This is a genomic window from Citrobacter sp. wls706, from assembly GCF_005281305.1.
Taxonomy (GTDB): Bacteria; Pseudomonadota; Gammaproteobacteria; order Enterobacterales; family Enterobacteriaceae; genus Citrobacter; species Citrobacter werkmanii.
Window position 1 is genome coordinate 255,403 of sequence record NZ_SZXG01000031.1, and the last position, 18,526, is coordinate 273,928.

Below are 18,526 nucleotides of genomic sequence, written 5' to 3' on the forward strand. Positions count from 1 at the left end.
CTCAGGTTTTCTTCCGTTGACGCTCAAGGTAAAGGCTTCTTGCTCCTGCAATCACCACGCTCAGGGCAAACAGGATGAACAGGCCGGTAACAAACCAAAATGTACCGCCGGTTAACAGGCTACCGGCCCACGAATAGACAATCGTGGCGGGTAACTGACCGAAGCCGGTGGCGAAGAGAAAGTGGCGAAAACGAATCGAGGTCAGGCCTGCGGCATAGCTTACCGGGTCGAAGGGCACAAAAGGCAACAGGCGACAGATGAGAATAGTGTGCTTGCCATAACGTTCGAAAAAAGTGTCCATGTTGTTCAGCACTGTTTTCCCGGTCAGCTTTTCCACCGCACTGCGACCCAAAACGCGGGCAATAAAAAAGCACAGCGCTGCGCCGACCATCGCGCTGCTCCAGGACAGTACGCCGCCCCAAAACGCGCCAAACAGCGAGGCATTGGCAAATGTAATCACAAAGGCGGGAAGCGGCGCGACGATGGCCTGTAAGATCATCAGGAAGAACGATACAACCGCCGCCTGGGTCCCATACGAACGAATGAAGTTCTCGAGAGCGTGTTGATCCAGCGTAGTAAACGCCGCCAGGCTGTCCCGGAGAAAATCACTGACGCCAGGTATCCACATCCATGCCATCAGCGCGAGCAGCAGCACAACTATTAATCCTGTCCGGTAATAGCGGGTTAATCGCGCTTTGTTCAGCTTTGTCATTTACCTGCACACTCGTGGCTGGACGACGGATCGATATGTTTATATCTGGCCCAGGCTTTTGCCGCCTGAATAAGAATGAATAACGCCAGGCCCGCAACGCTGAGTTTGCCGACAAATGCCAGAGTCATGCCTTCGCTGGCCAGTTCGTGCGACATCAGCGTATAGATAAAGATGCCGGGCAAGGTGGTTACCGCAGATATCACCGTAAATGACCAGAACGGAATAGCCGTCAGTCCATAGGCGTAATTTTGAATATTATAGGGGAACAGTGGGACGAGTCGGGTGAGGATCAGAAAGTCCAATCCGCTATGGGCAATGCCTTTCTCGATTGCTTGAAAAGTCGCCGTGTGCCCAACGTATTTCAGCAGTAGATCCCGACCAAGCCAGCGAGCCAGCAAAAACGACAGCGCCGAGGCGACGGTTGCCGCCACTAACGAGACAAGCGTCCCTGTGACAGGGCCAAACAGCACACCGCCGACGATCACCAGAATGCTGCCGGGGATCAGACACAGCGCCGCGATGATGAACAGCAATATATAAAGCGTATAGCCGAACATGCCGCTTTGGCGGATGACGTCTTGTAAATGCTGGAAATTGGTTATCAGGTCGGTCAGGCCGAAATAATGGAAAACTCCCGCCAGAATGCAGAACAGGACCGCGACGATCAGCAGCCGGTATTCTGCGTTATGCGAACTTCTTTTTCATGGGGGTTCTCCTGTAAAACCGAGTGTAACGCAGCGTTTTCGTCAGCGAAAAGTGCGCGCGAAGATATAATAAATTCCCGGACACAACAATGTATTACCGTCGATTTATTGATTTTACACAGAATAAACAGACTCTCCAGGCGAGGCCCGGAGAGTGAAAAATCGCAGGAGGTCAGACGCGGAATTTAGCCCATACCGGCGCATGATCGGACGGTTTTTCCATGCTGCGGATCTCATAGTCGATGCCGGTTTCTTCGCAGCGCTCCGCCAGTGGGTTGCTCGCTAACAGCAGATCGATACGCAGGCCACGGTTATCATCAAAGCCTTTTGAGCGGTAATCAAACCACGAGAACTGGTCATTTTTTTCAGGATAAGCATGACGATAGGTATCCACCAGGCCCCAGCCCAGCAGACGCTCCATCCACTCACGCTCTTCCGGCAGGAAGGAACATTTACCGGTACGCAGCCAGCGTTTACGGTTTTCCTCGCCAATGCCGATATCGAGATCGGTTGGGCTGATGTTCATATCGCCCATGATCAATACCGGATTGTCGCGTTTCAGTTCAGTCTCCAGATAGTTTTGTAGATTCTGGTAAAACGCGGCCTTGGCCGGAAATTTGGTTTCGTGGTCACGGCTTTCGCCCTGCGGGAAATAGCCGTTGATCACGGTAATGCTGCCCAGAGGGGATGGGATTTCCGCCATGATGATACGACGCTGCGCTTCTTCGCCATCGTCCGGGAAGCCACGACGCACTGCGATTGGCGTTTCTTTCGTTAGCAGCGCCACGCCGTAATGACCTTTCTGACCATGATAAAAGACGTTGTAACCCAGCTTTGCTACCTCTTCGAGAGGGAACATGTCGTCGTGGACTTTTGTCTCCTGTAAGCCAATCACATCCGGTTGGTGTTTTTCGACAATGGCTGCCAGTTGATGAGGACGGGCACGCAGGCCGTTGATATTAAAAGAGACAAATTTCATAGTCGCTGCCGTTTTGCAAGATGAATAGTGCAAGGATGGTAGCAGAATTTCCGCTGGCTGACTGCTTCTTGTCACCTGATTCCAACAATGATTGCCAATGGTGTTAACGATGGAGCAAAAACTGCACCGTTTTGGCGCGAGGCGCGTCAGAACAGAGCAATAATTTCCGATAAATTTCGTATACGATCACAATTCCAGAATTATATTTGGCAACTGAATAAAACTGCGGTTTTTCCTCTATTTAGTCGCCTGATGCGCGAACATATTCACTTTTTATGCGCATAAAGTGAATATCGCCACGTTGTAACCTGTTGATATTCCGTCACCGACCTTTGTTTATGCACTTTTTTTGCTGGCTGGCACGAACCCTGCAATCTACATTTACACCGCAAACACTATATTTATTAACATATAAATAACTTTTTATTTACCGTTGAGGTCGCTATGTCTCTGTCAATTACGCGTGAAAATTTTGATGAATGGATGATGCCCGTATACGCTCCGGCTCCTTTTATTCCGGTGCGTGGTGAAGGTTCACGTCTGTGGGATCAGCAGGGTAAAGAGTATATCGATTTCGCGGGAGGCATTGCGGTTAACGCGCTGGGGCACGCCCATCCGGCTTTGCGCGAGGCATTAAACGACCAGGCGAGCAAATTCTGGCACACAGGAAATGGCTACACCAACGAGCCGGTGCTGCGTCTGGCGAAAAAGCTGATTGACGCCACCTTCGCCGAGCGTGTTTTCTTCTGTAACTCCGGCGCGGAGGCAAACGAAGCGGCATTAAAGCTGGCGCGTAAATTTGCTCACGATCGTTTTGGCAGCCAGAAGAGCGGCATCGTGGCGTTTAAAAATGCTTTCCATGGCCGCACGCTGTTCACCGTCAGCGCCGGAGGACAGCCTGCTTATTCACAAGATTTCGCGCCGCTGCCGCCGGATATCCGCCATGCCGTCTACAACGATCTCGACTCAGCCCGCCAACTGATTGATGACACCACCTGTGCGGTCATCGTTGAACCGGTGCAGGGTGAAGGTGGCGTAGTACCGGCAACAAATGAATTCTTACAGGGGCTGCGTGAATTATGCGATCGCCACAATGCGCTGCTGATTTTTGACGAAGTCCAGACCGGAGTAGGCCGTACCGGCGAACTGTATGCCTATATGCACTATGGCGTTACGCCAGATCTGCTGACGACAGCCAAAGCGTTGGGCGGCGGTTTCCCCATCGGCGCGTTATTGGCGACGGCAGACTGTGCCAGCGTGATGACGGTTGGTACGCACGGTACAACATACGGCGGAAACCCGCTGGCCACGGCGGTGGCGGGCAAACTGCTGGAGATTGTTAACACCCCGGATATGCTCAACGGTGTTAAGCAGCGCCACGACTGGTTTGTGGAGCGTATTAACGCCATTAACGAACGTTTTGGACTGTTTAGTGAAATTCGTGGGCTCGGCCTGCTGATCGGCTGCGTACTGAACGCGGAATTTGCCGGGAAAGCGAAACTCATCTCGCAAGAGGCGGCCAATGCCGGAGTGATGGTGCTGATCGCCGGCGCTAACGTGGTGCGCTTTGCGCCAGCGTTAAACGTCAGCGAAGAAGAGGTTGCTAGCGGACTGGATCGTTTTGCGCTGGCCTGCGAACGCATTAAAGCAGGAGGTTCATCATGATGGTGATTCGTCCTATTGAACGCGCTGATATCACCGCGCTGATGCAACTGGCCGGTAAGACCGGCGGTGGGCTGACCTCGTTACCGGCCAATGAAGCCACGCTGATGGAGCGTATCGAGCGCTCGCTACAAACCTGGCGCGGTGAGTTGCCGAAAAGTGAGCAAGGCTATGTTTTTGTCCTTGAAGACAGCGCCAGCGGAACCGTGGCAGGGATTTGTGCCATCGAAGTGGCGGTGGGGCTTAACGATCCCTGGTACAACTACCGGGTTGGCACGCTGGTGCACGCCTCGAAAGAACTGAACGTATATAACGCGCTGCCGACGCTGTTTCTGAGTAACGATCACACGGGTAGCAGCGAGCTTTGCTCTCTGTTCCTCGATCCCGACTGGCGTAAAGAGGGCAACGGCTATTTGTTGTCTAAGTCGCGCTTTATGTTTATGGCGGCATTTCGTGACCGGTTTAATGAAAAGGTCGTGGCCGAGATGCGCGGCGTAATCGATGAGCACGGTTACTCCCCCTTCTGGGAAAGCCTCGGCAAACGCTTTTTCTCCATGGAATTCAGCCGGGCGGATTTTCTCTGCGGCACCGGACAAAAAGCCTTTATTGCTGAACTGATGCCCAAGCATCCTATTTATACCCATTTCTTGTCTGATGAAGCGCAAAGCGTAATTGGTCAGGTACATCCGCAAACCGCACCAGCGCGAGCGGTGCTGGAGAAAGAAGGATTTCGCTACCGCAATTATGTCGACATTTTCGACGGCGGGCCGACGCTGGAATGCGATATCGACCGGGTAAGGGCGATTCGTAAAAGCAGACTGGTGGAGGTGGCGGAAGGTCAGCCTGCAACCGGCGATTACCCGGCCTGTCTGGTCGCCAATGAAAACTATCAAAACTTCCGCGTCATGTTGGTTCGCGCTGACCCGGATACCCAACGTCTGGTACTGACGGCGGCGCAACTGGACGCCCTGAAATGTCACGCGGGCGACCATGTACGTTTTGTGCGTCTTTGTGCAGAGGAGAAAACAGCATGACATTATGGATAAACGGCGACTGGGTGACGGGGCTTGGCGAGCGTCGGGTGAAAACGAATCCGGTAAGCGGTGATGTGCTGTGGCAGGGCAATGACGCCGATGCAACCCAGGTGGCGCAGGCGTGCCGGGCTGCGCGCGCAGCCTTTGCCGGTTGGGCTAAACACCCCTTTAGCGCACGTCAGGCTATTGTTGAAAAATTTGCCTCATTGCTGGAAAGCAATAAAGCCGAGTTAACGCAGATTATCGCCCGGGAAACCGGCAAACCGCGCTGGGAAGCCGCCACGGAACTGACGGCGATGATCAATAAAATTGCTATCTCTGTGCAAGCTTACCATGCGCGTACCGGGGAGCAGCACAGTGAACTACCGGATGGCGCGGCGACGTTACGCCATCGACCGCACGGCGTGCTGGCGGTATTTGGCCCGTATAACTTCCCAGGCCATTTGCCCAATGGCCATATTGTTCCGGCTCTGCTGGCAGGCAACACGTTGATTTTCAAGCCCAGCGAGCTGACGCCGTGGACCGGTGAAGCCGTGACAAAACTGTGGCAACAGGCGGGCTTGCCGCCGGGCGTGCTGAACCTGGTGCAGGGCGGACGCGAAACGGGGCAGGCGCTGAGCGCGTTGGATGATCTGGATGGTCTGCTGTTTACCGGCAGTGCCAATACCGGTTATCAGCTGCATCGACAGTTATCCGGCCAGCCAGAAAAAATCCTTGCGCTGGAGATGGGCGGCAACAACCCGCTGATCATTGAGAACCTGGAAGATATAGATGCGGCAGTACATCTGACCATTCAATCCGCATTTGTCACCGCCGGGCAGCGTTGTACCTGCGCCCGTCGCCTGTTGGTTAAAAACGGCGCGCAGGGGGACGCGTTCCTCGCGCGTCTGGTGGAAGTCAGCCAACGTTTAATGCCGGGTCACTGGGATGCAGAACCGCAGCCGTTTTTAGGTGGGCTGATTTCTGAACAGGCTGCACAGCACGTTTATGATGCCTGGCAACGTCTGACGTCGTTGGGGGGGCACACGCTGCTGGCGCCACGCATGGTGAAAGCCGGAACGTCGCTGCTGACCCCTGGTATTATTGAACTGACCGACGTGGCAAACGTACCCGATGAAGAGGTTTTTGGTCCTCTGCTCGGCGTCTGGCGCTACGACAGCTTTGATGACGCGATTCGTATGGCGAACAACACCCGCTTTGGGTTGTCTTGCGGGCTGGTTTCACCCGATCGCAGCCAGTTTGATCAGCTTCTGCTGGAGGCGCGGGCCGGGATTGTTAACTGGAATAAACCGTTAACCGGCGCGGCAAGCACCGCGCCGTTTGGTGGCGTGGGCGCTTCCGGCAACCATCGCGCCAGCGCGTGGTATGCCGCCGATTATTGCGCCTGGCCGATGGCGAGCCTGGAATCGCCGGCCTTAACTCTGCCGTCGGCGCTCAGCCCCGGTCTGGATTTCTCTCGCGAGGATAAACGATGAAAGCGCGTGAGGTAAATTTCGATGGTCTGGTGGGGCTGACCCATCACTATGCGGGACTGTCATTTGGTAATGAGGCTTCGACCAGCCATCGTTTTCAGGTGTCGAACCCTCGTCTGGCGGCGAAGCAGGGGTTGTTAAAAATGAAAGCGCTGGCGGATGCGGGATTCCCTCAGGCGGTGATCCCGCCTCATGAACGTCCCTATATCCCGGCGCTGCGTCAGTTGGGCTTTTGCGGCAGTGATGAGCAGATTCTGGACAAGGTGGCGCGTCAGGCGCCGCACTGGCTCTCCAGCGCCAGCTCCGCATCACCTATGTGGGTGGCGAATGCGGCAACGGTCTGTCCTTCGGCAGATTCACTGGACGGAAAAGTGCATCTGACGGTGGCGAATCTGAATAATAAGTTCCACCGTTCGCTGGAAGCGCCGACGACCGAAGCGTTGTTACGCTCGATTTTCCGCGATGAAAGTACCTTTGCGATTCACGGCGCGTTGCCTCAGGTTGCTTTGTTTGGTGATGAAGGGGCGGCAAACCATAACCGACTCGGCGGGGACTATGGCGATCCCGGCGTACAACTGTTTATTTACGGTCGTGAAGAGGGGAACGCGTCACAGCCGAGGCGCTACCCGGCGAGGCAATCCCGTGAAGCCAGTGAAGCCGTAGCCCGACTCAATCAGGTCAATCCACATCAGCTTGTTTTTGCTCAGCAAAACCCGGACGTCATCGATCTTGGCGTGTTTCATAACGATGTGATTGCGGTGTCGAATCGTCAGGTGCTGTTTTGTCATCAGCAGGCGTTTGTCAGACAGCAAGCGTTGTTAGAGCAACTACGACGTCAGGTGGCTGGTTTTACTGCGCTGGAAGTTCCGACCGCAGAGGTGTCGGTGCAGGATGCGGTAACGACCTATCTGTTTAACAGCCAATTACTGAGTCGTGACGACGGTTCGATGATGCTGGTTTTACCGCAGGAATGTCGGGAGCATGCTGGCGTGTGGCGATATCTGAGCCGCTTGCTTGCAGATGACAATCCGATCGATGACCTGCGGGTCTTTGATTTGCGCGAAAGCATGTCCAACGGCGGCGGCCCGGCTTGTTTACGCCTGCGAGTGGTGCTTACCCCACAGGAGCTGCAGGCCGTGAATCCGGCGGTTATCATGAACGACACGCTGTTCAATACGCTGAATAACTGGGTCGACCGCTACTATCGCGATCGCCTTGTCGCAACGGACCTTGCGGATCCGCAGTTGTTGCGCGAAGGGCGTGAAGCGTTGGATTCACTGACGCAATTGCTCAATCTCGGCTCTGTTTATCCCTTCCAGCAGGAGACAACGAGCCATGGATAATTTTCTGGCCCTGACACTCGCGGGTAGCGTACCGGAGAAAACGCAGGGCACAATTCACGGTTTTGTCTGGCAATGGCTTGGTCACGGGGTGCTGGAACTGACACCAACTGCGCCGGTTGAACAGTCGCTGGTGCTTTCTGCGGGGATTCACGGCAATGAAACCGCGCCGGTAGAAATACTTGATTCATTGCTGACCAGACTGTTTAACGGTGAGCTGGCGCTAACATGGCGCCTGCTGGTGATTCTCGGTAATCCGCAGGCGCTGGCTGCGGGGAAACGTTATTGTCATAGCGACCTGAACCGTATGTTTGGTGGCCGGTGGCAGAGTTTTGCCGAGAGTGAAGAAACGCATAGAGCTCATGAGCTTGAGCTGTGTCTGGAAGATTTTTACTCGCGCGCGAAAGAGCCTGTGCGCTGGCATCTGGATCTTCACACCGCGATTCGCGGCTCACAGCATCTGCGCTTTGGCGTGTTGCCACAACGCAACGTTGCCTGGGACGAAAATTTTCTGGGTTGGCTCGGTGATGCGGGGCTGGAGGCATTGGTTTTCCACCAGACCCCTGGCGGCACCTTCACCCATTTTAGCGCTGAACATTTTGGCGCGCTGGCCTGTACGCTGGAGCTGGGTAAAGCGCTGCCGTTCGGGCAAAACGATCTGACCCAGTTTGCACGCACTGCAGATGCGATGGCGAAGCTGCTGCGGGGCGAGCGAGTGTCTACGGGAGAAACCTCCCCGCTGCGCTACCGTGTGGTCTCTCAGATAACACGGCGGAGCGACGATTTTATTCTCCACATGGATAACCAGACGCTCAACTTTACCCCTTTTACCGAGGGAACGTTACTGGCGCAGGACGGAGATGAACGTTTTATCGTCACCCATGACGTTGAATACGTTCTTTTTCCGAACCCAAACGTGGCCTGTGGTTTACGGGCCGGATTGATGCTCGAAAGGTTTTGATAAATATAACCGCCCTCAGGTTTATTTCTGAGGGCTTATTTTTACGTGCGCTTTAGCTTTATTACGGATTATTCCTGGTAAGTTGCTTCCTTAATAATCACAGTTCAGGTATAGTTCTTCATAATTCTTTCAAAATCATCTGGTTGTAATTTTTCATTTCAACTCTGCGCAATTTATTCTTTTTTTCTCCATAATTGATGAAAGTTTGTTTTTTACACTTTCATTGTTTTACCGTTGCTCTGATTAATTGACGCTTAAGCCGGTAAAGTTAATCTCGTCAACACGACATCACATTGCATAAGAGTCGCATGAATGTCGTAAAAATAACTGAAAGAAAGGATAGAAATTATGCGTAAACTGACTGCTCTGTTTGTTGCCTCTACCCTGGCGCTGGGCGCTGCAAACCTGGCCCATGCTGCTGACACCACAACAGCTGCGCCAGCGGATGCCAAACCAATGATGCATCACAACGGGAAGTTCGCCCCGCATCACGACATGATGCTCAAAGACCTGAACCTGACCGACGCGCAGAAACAGCAGATTCGCGAAATTATGAAAGGTCAGCGCGATCAGATGAAACGTCCGCCGCTGGAAGAACGCCGCGCAATGCACGACATCATCGCCAGCGATAGCTTCGATAAAGCGAAAGCCGAAGCGCAGATTGCGAAGATGGAAGAACAGCGCAAAGCCAACATGCTGGCGCACATGGAAACCCAGAACAAGATTTACAACATTCTGACGCCGGAACAGAAAAAGCAGTTTAATGCCAATTTTGAGAAGCGTCTGACAGAACGCGCAGCGCAGAAAGGTAAAATGCCGGAAGCTGCTGAGTAAACGCCAGGCGTCTACACTAAATTAGTCATGCTGTGTCGGCGTTCAGTGCCGCACAGTGTGCAACAAACTCAAGACCGCCGCTCTTGTCCACAACACGTTTAACGATGTGGGCAGGATCGGCGGTTTTTTCTTTCTCTCCAGGATGATGCGTTAATCTTTTTTGCAAAATACCGTATTCAGCGCTAAGGCTAACCAACCCTGTTGCCGATAACGATACTCTGCAGGGTGAATATCACAATGATGATTTATGGCTGGTTGTTTACGGCAGGTCGCCGTGCTACGCCTTTCTGGAGGGATGATGGAATATTTTGATATCCGCAAAATGCCGGTCAGTCTGTGGCGCAATGGGGCGGGAGAAACGCGTGAGATTTGCTGTTTTCCGCCAGCAACACGCGATTTTCACTGGCGGGCGAGTATCGCCTCCCTTGCAGCGAACGGAGAGTTTTCTCTTTTCCCGGGCGTAGAACGCGTTATTACCTTGCTGGAAGGAGGTGAAGTGACCCTGGAAGAGGCGAACATGTTCACTCACACCCTGAAGCAGCATCAACCTTTTACTTTTGCTGGTGACAAGGTAGTAAAAGCAAAGCTGACGGAAGGGCAGATGTCGATGGATTTTAATATCATGACCCGACGAGATGTTTGCCAGGCGAAAGTCAGAGTTGCCGATCGCACTTTTACGACCTTTGGTTCTCGTGGCGGCGTTGTGTTTGTTATCAGTGGCGCCTGGCAATTGGGTGAGAAGCTGCTGACGGCCGATCAGGGCGCGAGCTGGCACGACGGTAAACACACCCTGCGCCTGTTGGAGCGCGAGGGGAAACTGCTGTTCAGCGAGATTAACTGGATGCCGGGACACTCTCCGGATTCAGTTCAATAATGTCGTATTTGCCAGACAAAACAGGCCGGCAGAGAATTTTGTAGCCATCATGGTCAAAGCCAGCCGGCATTCTCGCCAGGGTTGTCGCCTCATCCAGCGTTGCAACGGCGCCCAGCCAAAACCAGTTATTGATGATATGGTACTGAGTCATTTCAGCGCGGGTTTCTTGCAGCGCAATGGCATTGTTCCACGGCCAGCAGATGACGCGTACTCTTTCCAGCGCCTCAAGCAGGCGCGAATGATGCGCCTGCGGGCTCTCTTTCCCACAGCACGCTCCGGCGCAGCGCTTTAGCGCTGAGCGAAAGCAGGCGCGCCCGCGACTCAGGGGCTCCAGCCCCAACAGGCCGTAGCACAGTTGCTGTTCATCGGCGATGCTTTGCAATGTTTGTAGCGCGGCACGACGATTGGCAAACAAACCAAACAGATTGGGGGCATGGGAGAAATCAATATCTCGTGCGTAAACAACCTGCACAGTCTGGTCGGTGAGCTGCAGGGCGCAAAGCTGACGATTGCGCCGCAGACGTTTGTTAAACAGAGGCTGTTGCTCTTTGATCAGCCGCGCCTCTAACAGTAGGGCGCCAATTTCTCCAGCCGTACAAATCCAGCTAATGCGTTTGGACTGGCGCAGCATTGCCGCTTCGTCCGTGGTACGCAGGTGCGACAACACGCGGCTGCGAATATTAACACTTTTGCCTATATAAAGCGGCATGGTGTCGCTTTCGCTATGAAACAGATAGACGCCGGGCACAGCGGGAAGCGCACTCAAAAATGGGCGCAGGTGCTCAGGATATTCATAAATTGCTGCTGCCTCTAATGTCAGGCGAGGGGCTGATTGACGGCGTACCACTTTTCACTCCGCTGCTGGTTATCCATCCAGTATAACAGCTGAGAGGCGATTTAAAAAGCGGCATGGCCATGCCCCTTAGGCCGGAGAGCAGCAAGAGGGGCGCTATCCGGCCTGAGGCAGAAAAAATTACGCTTTTTTCCAGAAATCATCAAACACGGTGATGGGTGGGCGACGTTTGTGCTCAGTCTTCACGTACCAACCTTCAATTATTTTCGCGACGTCGGCAGCCAGGGTTTTTCCTTCCAGATAATCGTCGATGTTGTCATAGCTCACGCCCAATGCGGCTTCATCCGGCAGAGAAGGGCGATCGTCTTCAAGATCGGCGGTCGGTGCTTTCTTATATAAATGTTCCGGGCAACCCAGCGCGGCAAGCAGTTGTTTACCCTGGCGTTTGTTCAGGCGGAATATTGGGTTGATGTCAGTACCGCCATCGCCATATTTGGTGAAGAATCCGGTGATGGCTTCTGCTGCATGATCGGTACCCACGACAACGCCGCTGGTCATACCGGCGATGCTGTATTGCGCCTTCATACGTTCACGTGCTTTTTCATTGCCACGCACAAAATCACTCAGCTCAATACCCGCCTCGCGCAGCGCCTGCTCGCTGGCCAGCACCGCACCTTTAATATTGACGGTGAGTACGCGGTCCGGTTGTATAAAGGCAATGGCGTCCTGGCAATCCTGTTCGTCAGCCTGAACGCCATATGGTAAACGCACCGCAATAAACTGTAGCGCGTCATTCCCTGTTTCCTGGCGGAGCTCGGAAATGGCCATTTGGCAGAGCTTCCCGGCGAGTGTTGAGTCTTGTCCGCCGCTAATTCCTAACACCAGTGATTTCAGAAAGGGGTAAGTTTGCAGGTATGATTTGAGGAAATCTACGCTGCGACGAATTTCCTCTTCTGCATTAATGTGCGGTTTTGCGCCAAGCGCTTTGATTATCTCTTGCTGCAGAGTCATGCAACCCCCTGTGAAAAATAAAATGATAAAAAATGATATGTTAAAGCTAACGCGTTGAGGCCCAAACGACAAGGGATGCAAGCCTGATATAACATCATTTTGTTTTAATAGAATTTTCCGAAACGGCCTAAGTATCATCTGATTGCTTGAAAAATGTGTTGTTGTGCTCCAGGCTTACATAACACGCTGAAAAACAAGAGGACGAAAAAATGAACAAGAATCTAACAGGAATTCTGGGTGCAGCGGCTGTTTTGACTATGCTGGCGGGGTGTACGGCCTATGATCGTACCAAAGACCAATTTGTTCAGCCCGTAGTGAAGGATGTGAAGAAAGGGATGAGCCGGGCGCAAGTCGCGCAGATTGCCGGTAAGCCTTCTTCAGAAGTAAGCATGATCCATGCGCGCGGGACCTGTCAGACCTACATCCTGGGTCAACGAGATGGTAAAGCTGAAACCTATTTTGTTGCTTTAGACGATACCGGCCATGTGATTAACTCTGGCTACCAGACCTGCGCAGAGTACGACACAGACCCACAGGCAGCGAAGTAGTAACAACTGTTTATTGCCTGAGCACTCTGAACAACCGGCCATCGCGCCGGTTTTTTTGTGCCGCACGATCTTATTTATTGCCGCGAATTATTTGCCCGAAATGTGAGGGGGGTCATAACGACAGGTCAAGGAGAGACAATTTAGTTGGTCAAGGAAATACCATCCACCGGTACAATCCCGTATACTCGTTTCAGCCACCTAAAAAAGTAATTTAGCTGACGCAAGTTACCCAGAGCATGGATGCAGGTTATGGCTTGCGGAGTGTCTGGTTGACAGATAATCGCACATGAGGATCGTTTTAATGGAAAAGAAACACATTTATCTGTTTTGTTCTGCGGGCATGTCGACTTCATTGTTGGTTTCGAAGATGCGTGCTCAGGCCGAAAAATACGAAGTGCCGGTTATTATTGAAGCGTTTCCTGAAACGCTGGCTGGAGAAAAAGGCCCAGCGGCCGATGTTGTGTTATTAGGTCCACAAATTGCTTATATGTTGCCCGAAATTCAGCGTTTGTTACCCAACAAGCCTGTGGAAGTGATTGACTCGCTGCTGTATGGCAAAGTCGATGGTTTAGGCGTGCTTAAGGCTGCTGTTGCAGCAATTAAAAAAGCCGCAGCAAATTAATTATTTTATTTTAATTTTTCCCGTCAAAGAGTTATTTCATTAACATTCACCGCAATTATTAATTGCGGTATTTAAGGGTATTTTTCTATGAGTAACGCTATTGCTTCACTTGAAAAGGTACTCCTTCCTTTTGCTGTAAAAATTGGAAAGCAGCCACACGTTAATGCAATCAAAAACGGTTTTATTCGTTTGATGCCGTTAACCCTCGCAGGGGCAATGTTTGTATTAATTAATAACGTTTTCCTGAGCTTTGGGGAGGGGTCGTTTTTTTATTCGATGGGCATTCGACTTGATGCTTCAACTATTGAAACGCTGAATAGTTTGAAGGGCATCGGTGGAAACGTCTATAACGGTACGTTGGGTATCATGTCCTTGATGGCGCCGTTCTTTATCGGTATGGCGCTGGCGGAAGAACGAAAGGTCGACTCACTGGCTGCCGGGTTGTTATCTGTCGCCGCGTTTATGACCGTAACGCCATATAGCGTGGGTGAAGCCTATGCTGTTGGTGCTAACTGGTTGGGTGGTGCCAATATTATTTCCGGTATTATTATCGGCCTGGTGGTCGCGGAAATGTTCACTTTTGTGGTCCATCGTAATTGGGTGATTAAATTACCTGATAGCGTACCAACGTCCGTATCGCGTTCCTTCTCTGCGCTGATTCCTGGCTTCCTTATTCTCTCGATTATGGGGATCATCGCCTGGGCGTTGAACACCTGGGGTACCAACTTCCATCAGATCATTATGGATTCCATTTCAACGCCGCTGGCATCGCTGGGTAGCGTAGTGGGTTGGGCCTATGTGATTTTTGTTCCGCTGCTGTGGTTCTTTGGTATTCACGGTTCTTTGGCGCTGACTGCGTTGGACAGCGGAATCATGACGCCATGGGCGCTGGAAAACATCTCTATCTACCAACAGTTTGGTTCCGTAGACGCCGCGCTGGAAGCCGGTAAGACGTTCCACGTCTGGGCGAAACCGATGCTCGACTCCTATATTTTCCTTGGGGGTAGCGGGGCAACGTTGGGTCTGATTATCGCTATCTTCCTGGCCTCGCGTCGTCCAGACTATCGTCAGGTTGCTAAGCTGGCACTGCCGTCAGGTCTGTTCCAGATTAACGAACCAATCCTGTTCGGTCTGCCGATCATCATGAACCCGGTTATGTTTATTCCGTTCATTCTGGTGCAGCCGATTCTGGCGGCGATTACGCTGGCAGCTTACTACTCAGGCATTATTCCACCGATTACCAACATCGCACCGTGGACCATGCCAACCGGTTTGGGCGCGTTCTTTAACACCAACGGTAGCGTCGCCGCTCTGCTGGTCGCGCTGTTCAACCTCGGTATCGCAACGCTGGTTTACCTGCCGTTCGTGGTGGTAGCCAACAAAGCTCAGAACGTTATTGATCAAGAAGAAAGCGAAGAAGATATCGCTAACGCATTGAAATTCTAAATTTAATCCGGCATGGCTTCACCGTCATGCCGGACTGAACCAGAGGAAAAAAGTATGTTGGATATCGAGAATATCGTCGACACGCAGTCAGAAGCAGAAGAACTTGAAGAAGTGGTGATGGGGCTCATCATCAATTCGGGTCAGGCGCGTAGCCTGGCATACGGCGCGCTCAAAATGGCCAAGCAGGGTGATTTTGAAGCAGCGAAGACCATGATGGATCAGTCTCGCCTGGCGTTGAACGAAGCTCACCTCGTGCAAACGAAATTGATTGAAGGCGATCAGGGCGAAGGTAAAATGAAAGTCAGCCTGGTGCTGGTCCACGCACAGGATCACCTGATGACGTCGATGCTGGCGCGCGAGCTGGTCACTGAACTGATTGAACTTCACGAGAAGCTGAAATAGCGAGGAGTGCACAATGCAGCTACAGATTAACGCACCGGAAATCAAAACCGTCTATGAACAGCAACTGTTTAATGGCAAAAATTTCCATGTGTTCATCTATAACAAAACTGAGAGCATCAGTGGGCTGCATCAGCATGACTACTATGAATTTACGCTGGTTTTAACCGGACGCTATTATCAGGAAATCAACGGTAAACGCGTATTGCTTGAGCGCGGGGACTTTGTTTTTATCCCGTTGGGATCGCATCACCAGAGTTTCTATGATTTCGGTGCGACAAGGATCCTCAACGTCGGTATCAGTAAACGTTTTTTTGAACAGCACTACCACCCGCTGCTGCCATTTTGTTTCGTTGCATCGCAGGTCTATCGGGCGAATAACTCGTTTCTTACCTACATTGAAACGGTTATTGCATCACTGAACTTTCGTGAGAGCGGACTCGATGAATTTGTAGAAGTGGTCACCTTCTATATTATTAATCGACTGCGCCATCATCGCGAAGAGCAGGTGCTGGATGATATTCCTCAGTGGCTCAAAACCACCGTCGAGACCATGCACGACAAACGGCAGTTTAGCGAGAATGCGCTGGAAAATATGGTACATCTGTCCGCGAAATCCCAGGAGTATCTGACCCGCGCAACCCAGCGTTATTACAGCAAAACGCCGATGCAGATCATTAATGAAATTCGCATTAATTTTGCTAAAAAACAGCTGGAAATGACTAACTATTCTGTAACGGATATTGCTTATGAGTCTGGTTACAGTAGTCCAAGTTTGTTTATTAAAACGTTTAAAAAACTGACGTCGTTTACGCCAAATAGCTATCGTAAGAAATTAACTGAATTTAATCAGTAGATATTATTTTCCAAAAACTCATTTTTTATAGCTTGCCCTAAATAGCGTCGGGACAGTCACGCTATACCTGACAAACGGGTTGAGCATAATACATGTCAGTGTTTTGACACTGAAGGGAGAACGTATGAGCCAGAAATTAAAAGTCGTCACTATCGGTGGCGGGAGCAGCTACACCCCTGAATTACTTGAAGGCTTTATTAAGCGCTATCACGAATTACCGGTTTCTGAATTGTGGCTGGTTGATGTAGAGGGTGGTAAAGAGAAGCTGGATATTATTTTTGACCTTTGCCAGCGGATGATCGACAAAGCGGGCGTCCCGATGAAGTTGCATAAAACGCTGGATCGCCGCGAAGCGCTGAAAGATGCGGATTTCGTTACCACTCAGCTGCGAGTAGGGCAACTTAAAGCCCGTGAGAAGGATGAGCGTATCCCGCTGAGCCACGGTTATCTGGGACAGGAAACGAACGGTGCGGGCGGTCTGTTCAAAGGTTTGCGTACCATTCCGGTTATTTTTGACATTGTGAAAGATGTGGAAGAACTGTGCCCTAATGCGTGGGTGATTAACTTTACTAACCCGGCCGGGATGGTGACTGAAGCGGTCTATCGTCATACGAATTTCAAGAAATTCATCGGCGTGTGTAATATTCCCGTCGGCATGAAAATGTTCATTAGCGATGTGCTGGCGCTGAAAGAGAGCGATGATTTATCTATCGATCTGTTCGGTCTGAACCATATGGTCTTTATCAAAGATGTACTGGTGAACGGCGTGTCACGTTTTGATGAGCTGCTGGATGGCGTCGCATCGGGCGAATTGAAAGCGTCTACCGTGAAGAACATCTTTGACCTGCCGTTTAGTGAAGGACTGATTCGTTCGCTGAAACTGCTGCCGTGCTCTTATTTGCTCTACTACTTCAAGCCAAAAGAGATGCTGGCGATTGAAATGGGTGAATACTATAAAGGCGGGGCACGCGCTCAGGTGGTACAGAAAGTTGAGAAACAACTCTTTGATCTCTATAAAAATCCTGAGCTGAACGTTAAGCCGAAGGAGCTGGAGCAGCGCGGTGGCGCTTATTACTCTGACGCAGCCTGTGAAGTGATCAACGCTATCTACAACGATAAGCAGACCGAACACTATGTCAACATTCCGCACCATGGGCATGTCGATAACATTCCTGCGGACTGGGCGGTAGAAATGACCTGCACGTTGGGACGCAACGGCGCCACGCCACACCCACGTATTACTCATTTTGATGAGAAAGTCCTTGGTCTTATCTATACCATTAAAGGTTTTGAAGTGGCAGCGAGCAACGCGGCACTGAGCGGCGAGATGAATGACGTGCTGCTGGCACTGAACCTGAGCCCGCTGGTGCATTCTGACCGCGATGCTGAAGTCCTGGCGCGTGAATTGATTCTGGCGCATGAACAATGGCTGCCAAATTTCGCCGGGTGCATTGAGAAACTGAAAAGCGAACAACACTAACTGAGGTCGGCTATGGAACGCGTACTGATTGTGAATGCGGATGATTTTGGCCTGAGTAAAGGACAAAACTACGGCATTGTTGAAGCCTGCCGCAATGGCGTGGTCACCTCGACGACGGCGTTGGTGAATGGCGCGGCGATTGACCATGCGGTACAGCTGAGTCGTGACATACCTGCACTTGCCGTCGGGATGCACTTTGTTCTGACGCTGGGCAGACCGTTGACGCCTATGCCGGGCCTTACACGTGACGGATTGCTGGGGAAATGGATCTGGCAGATGGCAGAGGAAGATGCTTTGCCGCTGGATGAAATTTCGCAAGAGCTGGCCGCACAGTATCAGCGTTTTATAGACCTGTTTGGGCGGGAACCGACGCATCTGGATAGTCATCACCATGTGCATATGTTCCCGCAGATTTTCCCCATTGTCGCAAGCTTTGCAGCCGAACGAGGGATTGCGTTGCGTATCGATCGTCAGGCGGTGTTCCAGGCGTCTGATTTACCCGACCGGTTGCGTACTTCCCAGGGATTCAGCAGCGAGTTTTATGGTGAAGCGATTTCTGAGGCGCTGTTTTTACAAACGCTGGACGCCTCAGCAGACCGGGGAGAGTCCTCACTGGAAGTTATGTGTCATCCAGCCTTTATTGATGACACTATTCGTCAAAGTGCCTACTGTTACCCCCGCTTAACTGAGCTTGACGTACTGACGTCTTCGTCACTGAAATATGCTATTGCGGAGCGCGGTTATCGTCTTGGCAGTTTTCTGAACGTGTAATTCCTGAGTTTGCGGCGCAATTATGCGC

At 51.8% G+C, this 18,526-nt stretch carries 19 protein-coding genes; 14 read left to right on the top strand and 5 right to left on the bottom strand.

The window, feature by feature from the left end:
* Position 1: 1 nt before the first annotated feature.
* From FDW92_RS11845 to xthA, 3 genes are all read right to left on the bottom strand, one after another.
* Positions 2-712 carry a TVP38/TMEM64 family protein gene (locus tag FDW92_RS11845; RefSeq protein WP_042308861.1) on the bottom strand — a complete coding sequence of 237 codons (711 nt, stop codon included), beginning with the start codon at positions 710-712 and terminating at the stop codon, positions 2-4.
* Entirely contained in the window at positions 709-1,365 is a 657-nt protein-coding gene (locus FDW92_RS11850) for a TVP38/TMEM64 family protein (RefSeq protein WP_169742016.1), read from the bottom strand. The genes FDW92_RS11845 and FDW92_RS11850 overlap by 4 nt, the downstream gene beginning before the upstream one ends.
* 223 nt (positions 1,366-1,588) lie before the next feature.
* Complete coding sequence (xthA, locus tag FDW92_RS11855) at positions 1,589-2,395, bottom strand: exodeoxyribonuclease III (protein WP_038640136.1); 807 nt, start codon at positions 2,393-2,395, stop codon at positions 1,589-1,591.
* Positions 2,396-2,839: 444 nt separating this feature from the next.
* On the opposite strand from xthA, the gene FDW92_RS11870 reads away from it, so the two are divergent.
* From FDW92_RS11870 to ves, 7 genes are all read left to right on the top strand, one after another.
* Positions 2,840-4,060 (top strand): aspartate aminotransferase family protein, encoded by a 1,221-nt coding sequence (locus FDW92_RS11870; protein ID WP_079224492.1) that lies wholly within the window; start codon positions 2,840-2,842, stop codon positions 4,058-4,060.
* The gene (astA, locus tag FDW92_RS11875; protein ID WP_042308855.1) at positions 4,057-5,091 is read left to right on the top strand and encodes an arginine N-succinyltransferase; all 1,035 of its coding nucleotides are present in this window, start codon (positions 4,057-4,059) and stop codon (positions 5,089-5,091) included. The genes FDW92_RS11870 and astA overlap by 4 nt, the downstream gene beginning before the upstream one ends.
* Positions 5,088-6,566, top strand: a complete 1,479-nt coding sequence (gene astD, locus FDW92_RS11880) for a succinylglutamate-semialdehyde dehydrogenase (RefSeq protein ID WP_042308853.1) — start codon at positions 5,088-5,090, stop codon at positions 6,564-6,566. The genes astA and astD overlap by 4 nt, the downstream gene beginning before the upstream one ends.
* Positions 6,563-7,906, top strand: coding sequence for an N-succinylarginine dihydrolase (astB, locus tag FDW92_RS11885; RefSeq protein ID WP_042308851.1), 1,344 nt, complete (start codon positions 6,563-6,565; stop codon positions 7,904-7,906). Before astD ends, astB begins: the two co-directional genes overlap by 4 nt.
* Positions 7,899-8,864, top strand: coding sequence for a succinylglutamate desuccinylase (astE, locus tag FDW92_RS11890; RefSeq protein ID WP_042308848.1), 966 nt, complete (start codon positions 7,899-7,901; stop codon positions 8,862-8,864). The genes astB and astE overlap by 8 nt, the downstream gene beginning before the upstream one ends.
* A 348-nt stretch (positions 8,865-9,212) precedes the next feature.
* Positions 9,213-9,698 (top strand): ATP-independent periplasmic protein-refolding chaperone Spy, encoded by a 486-nt coding sequence (gene spy, locus FDW92_RS11895; RefSeq protein WP_137400628.1) that lies wholly within the window; start codon positions 9,213-9,215, stop codon positions 9,696-9,698.
* Positions 9,699-9,996: 298 nt separating this feature from the next.
* Positions 9,997-10,572: an environmental stress-induced protein Ves gene (gene ves, locus FDW92_RS11900; RefSeq protein WP_042308845.1), complete on the top strand. Its 576-nt coding sequence runs from the start codon at positions 9,997-9,999 to the stop codon at positions 10,570-10,572.
* Here the strand turns inward: ves and cho are convergent.
* Both cho and nadE read right to left on the bottom strand, forming a co-directional pair.
* Positions 10,532-11,419: an excinuclease Cho gene (gene cho / locus FDW92_RS11905; protein ID WP_042308842.1), complete on the bottom strand. Its 888-nt coding sequence runs from the start codon at positions 11,417-11,419 to the stop codon at positions 10,532-10,534. The genes ves and cho overlap by 41 nt on opposite strands.
* Before the next feature lie 126 nt (positions 11,420-11,545).
* Positions 11,546-12,376, bottom strand: a complete 831-nt coding sequence (gene nadE / locus FDW92_RS11910; protein ID WP_042308840.1) for an ammonia-dependent NAD(+) synthetase — start codon at positions 12,374-12,376, stop codon at positions 11,546-11,548.
* A 209-nt stretch (positions 12,377-12,585) separates the two neighbouring features.
* Here nadE and osmE point away from each other — a divergent pair, with 209 nt between their 5' ends.
* The 7 genes from osmE (at position 12,586) to chbG (ending at position 18,498) form a co-directional block, all read left to right on the top strand.
* Entirely contained in the window at positions 12,586-12,924 is a 339-nt protein-coding gene (gene osmE, locus FDW92_RS11915) for an osmotically-inducible lipoprotein OsmE (protein WP_006684842.1), read from the top strand.
* 301 nt (positions 12,925-13,225) lie between these two features.
* Positions 13,226-13,546, top strand: a complete 321-nt coding sequence (chbB, locus tag FDW92_RS11925) for a PTS N,N'-diacetylchitobiose transporter subunit IIB (RefSeq protein WP_003030620.1) — start codon at positions 13,226-13,228, stop codon at positions 13,544-13,546.
* Positions 13,547-13,633: 87 nt separating this feature from the next.
* Positions 13,634-14,992 carry a PTS N,N'-diacetylchitobiose transporter subunit IIC gene (gene chbC, locus FDW92_RS11930; RefSeq protein WP_006684840.1) on the top strand — a complete coding sequence of 453 codons (1,359 nt, stop codon included), beginning with the start codon at positions 13,634-13,636 and terminating at the stop codon, positions 14,990-14,992.
* Positions 14,993-15,046: 54 nt separating this feature from the next.
* Positions 15,047-15,394 (top strand): PTS N,N'-diacetylchitobiose transporter subunit IIA, encoded by a 348-nt coding sequence (gene chbA / locus FDW92_RS11935; protein WP_038640158.1) that lies wholly within the window; start codon positions 15,047-15,049, stop codon positions 15,392-15,394.
* Positions 15,395-15,407: 13 nt separating this feature from the next.
* Entirely contained in the window at positions 15,408-16,247 is an 840-nt protein-coding gene (gene chbR, locus FDW92_RS11940; RefSeq protein ID WP_003030617.1) for a transcriptional regulator ChbR, read from the top strand.
* 124 nt (positions 16,248-16,371) lie between these two features.
* Positions 16,372-17,727: a 6-phospho-beta-glucosidase gene (locus FDW92_RS11945; protein WP_042308837.1), complete on the top strand. Its 1,356-nt coding sequence runs from the start codon at positions 16,372-16,374 to the stop codon at positions 17,725-17,727.
* 12 nt (positions 17,728-17,739) lie between these two features.
* The gene (gene chbG, locus FDW92_RS11950) at positions 17,740-18,498 is read left to right on the top strand and encodes a chitin disaccharide deacetylase (RefSeq protein WP_042308835.1); all 759 of its coding nucleotides are present in this window, start codon (positions 17,740-17,742) and stop codon (positions 18,496-18,498) included.
* The last annotated feature ends 28 nt before the right edge of the window (positions 18,499-18,526 follow it).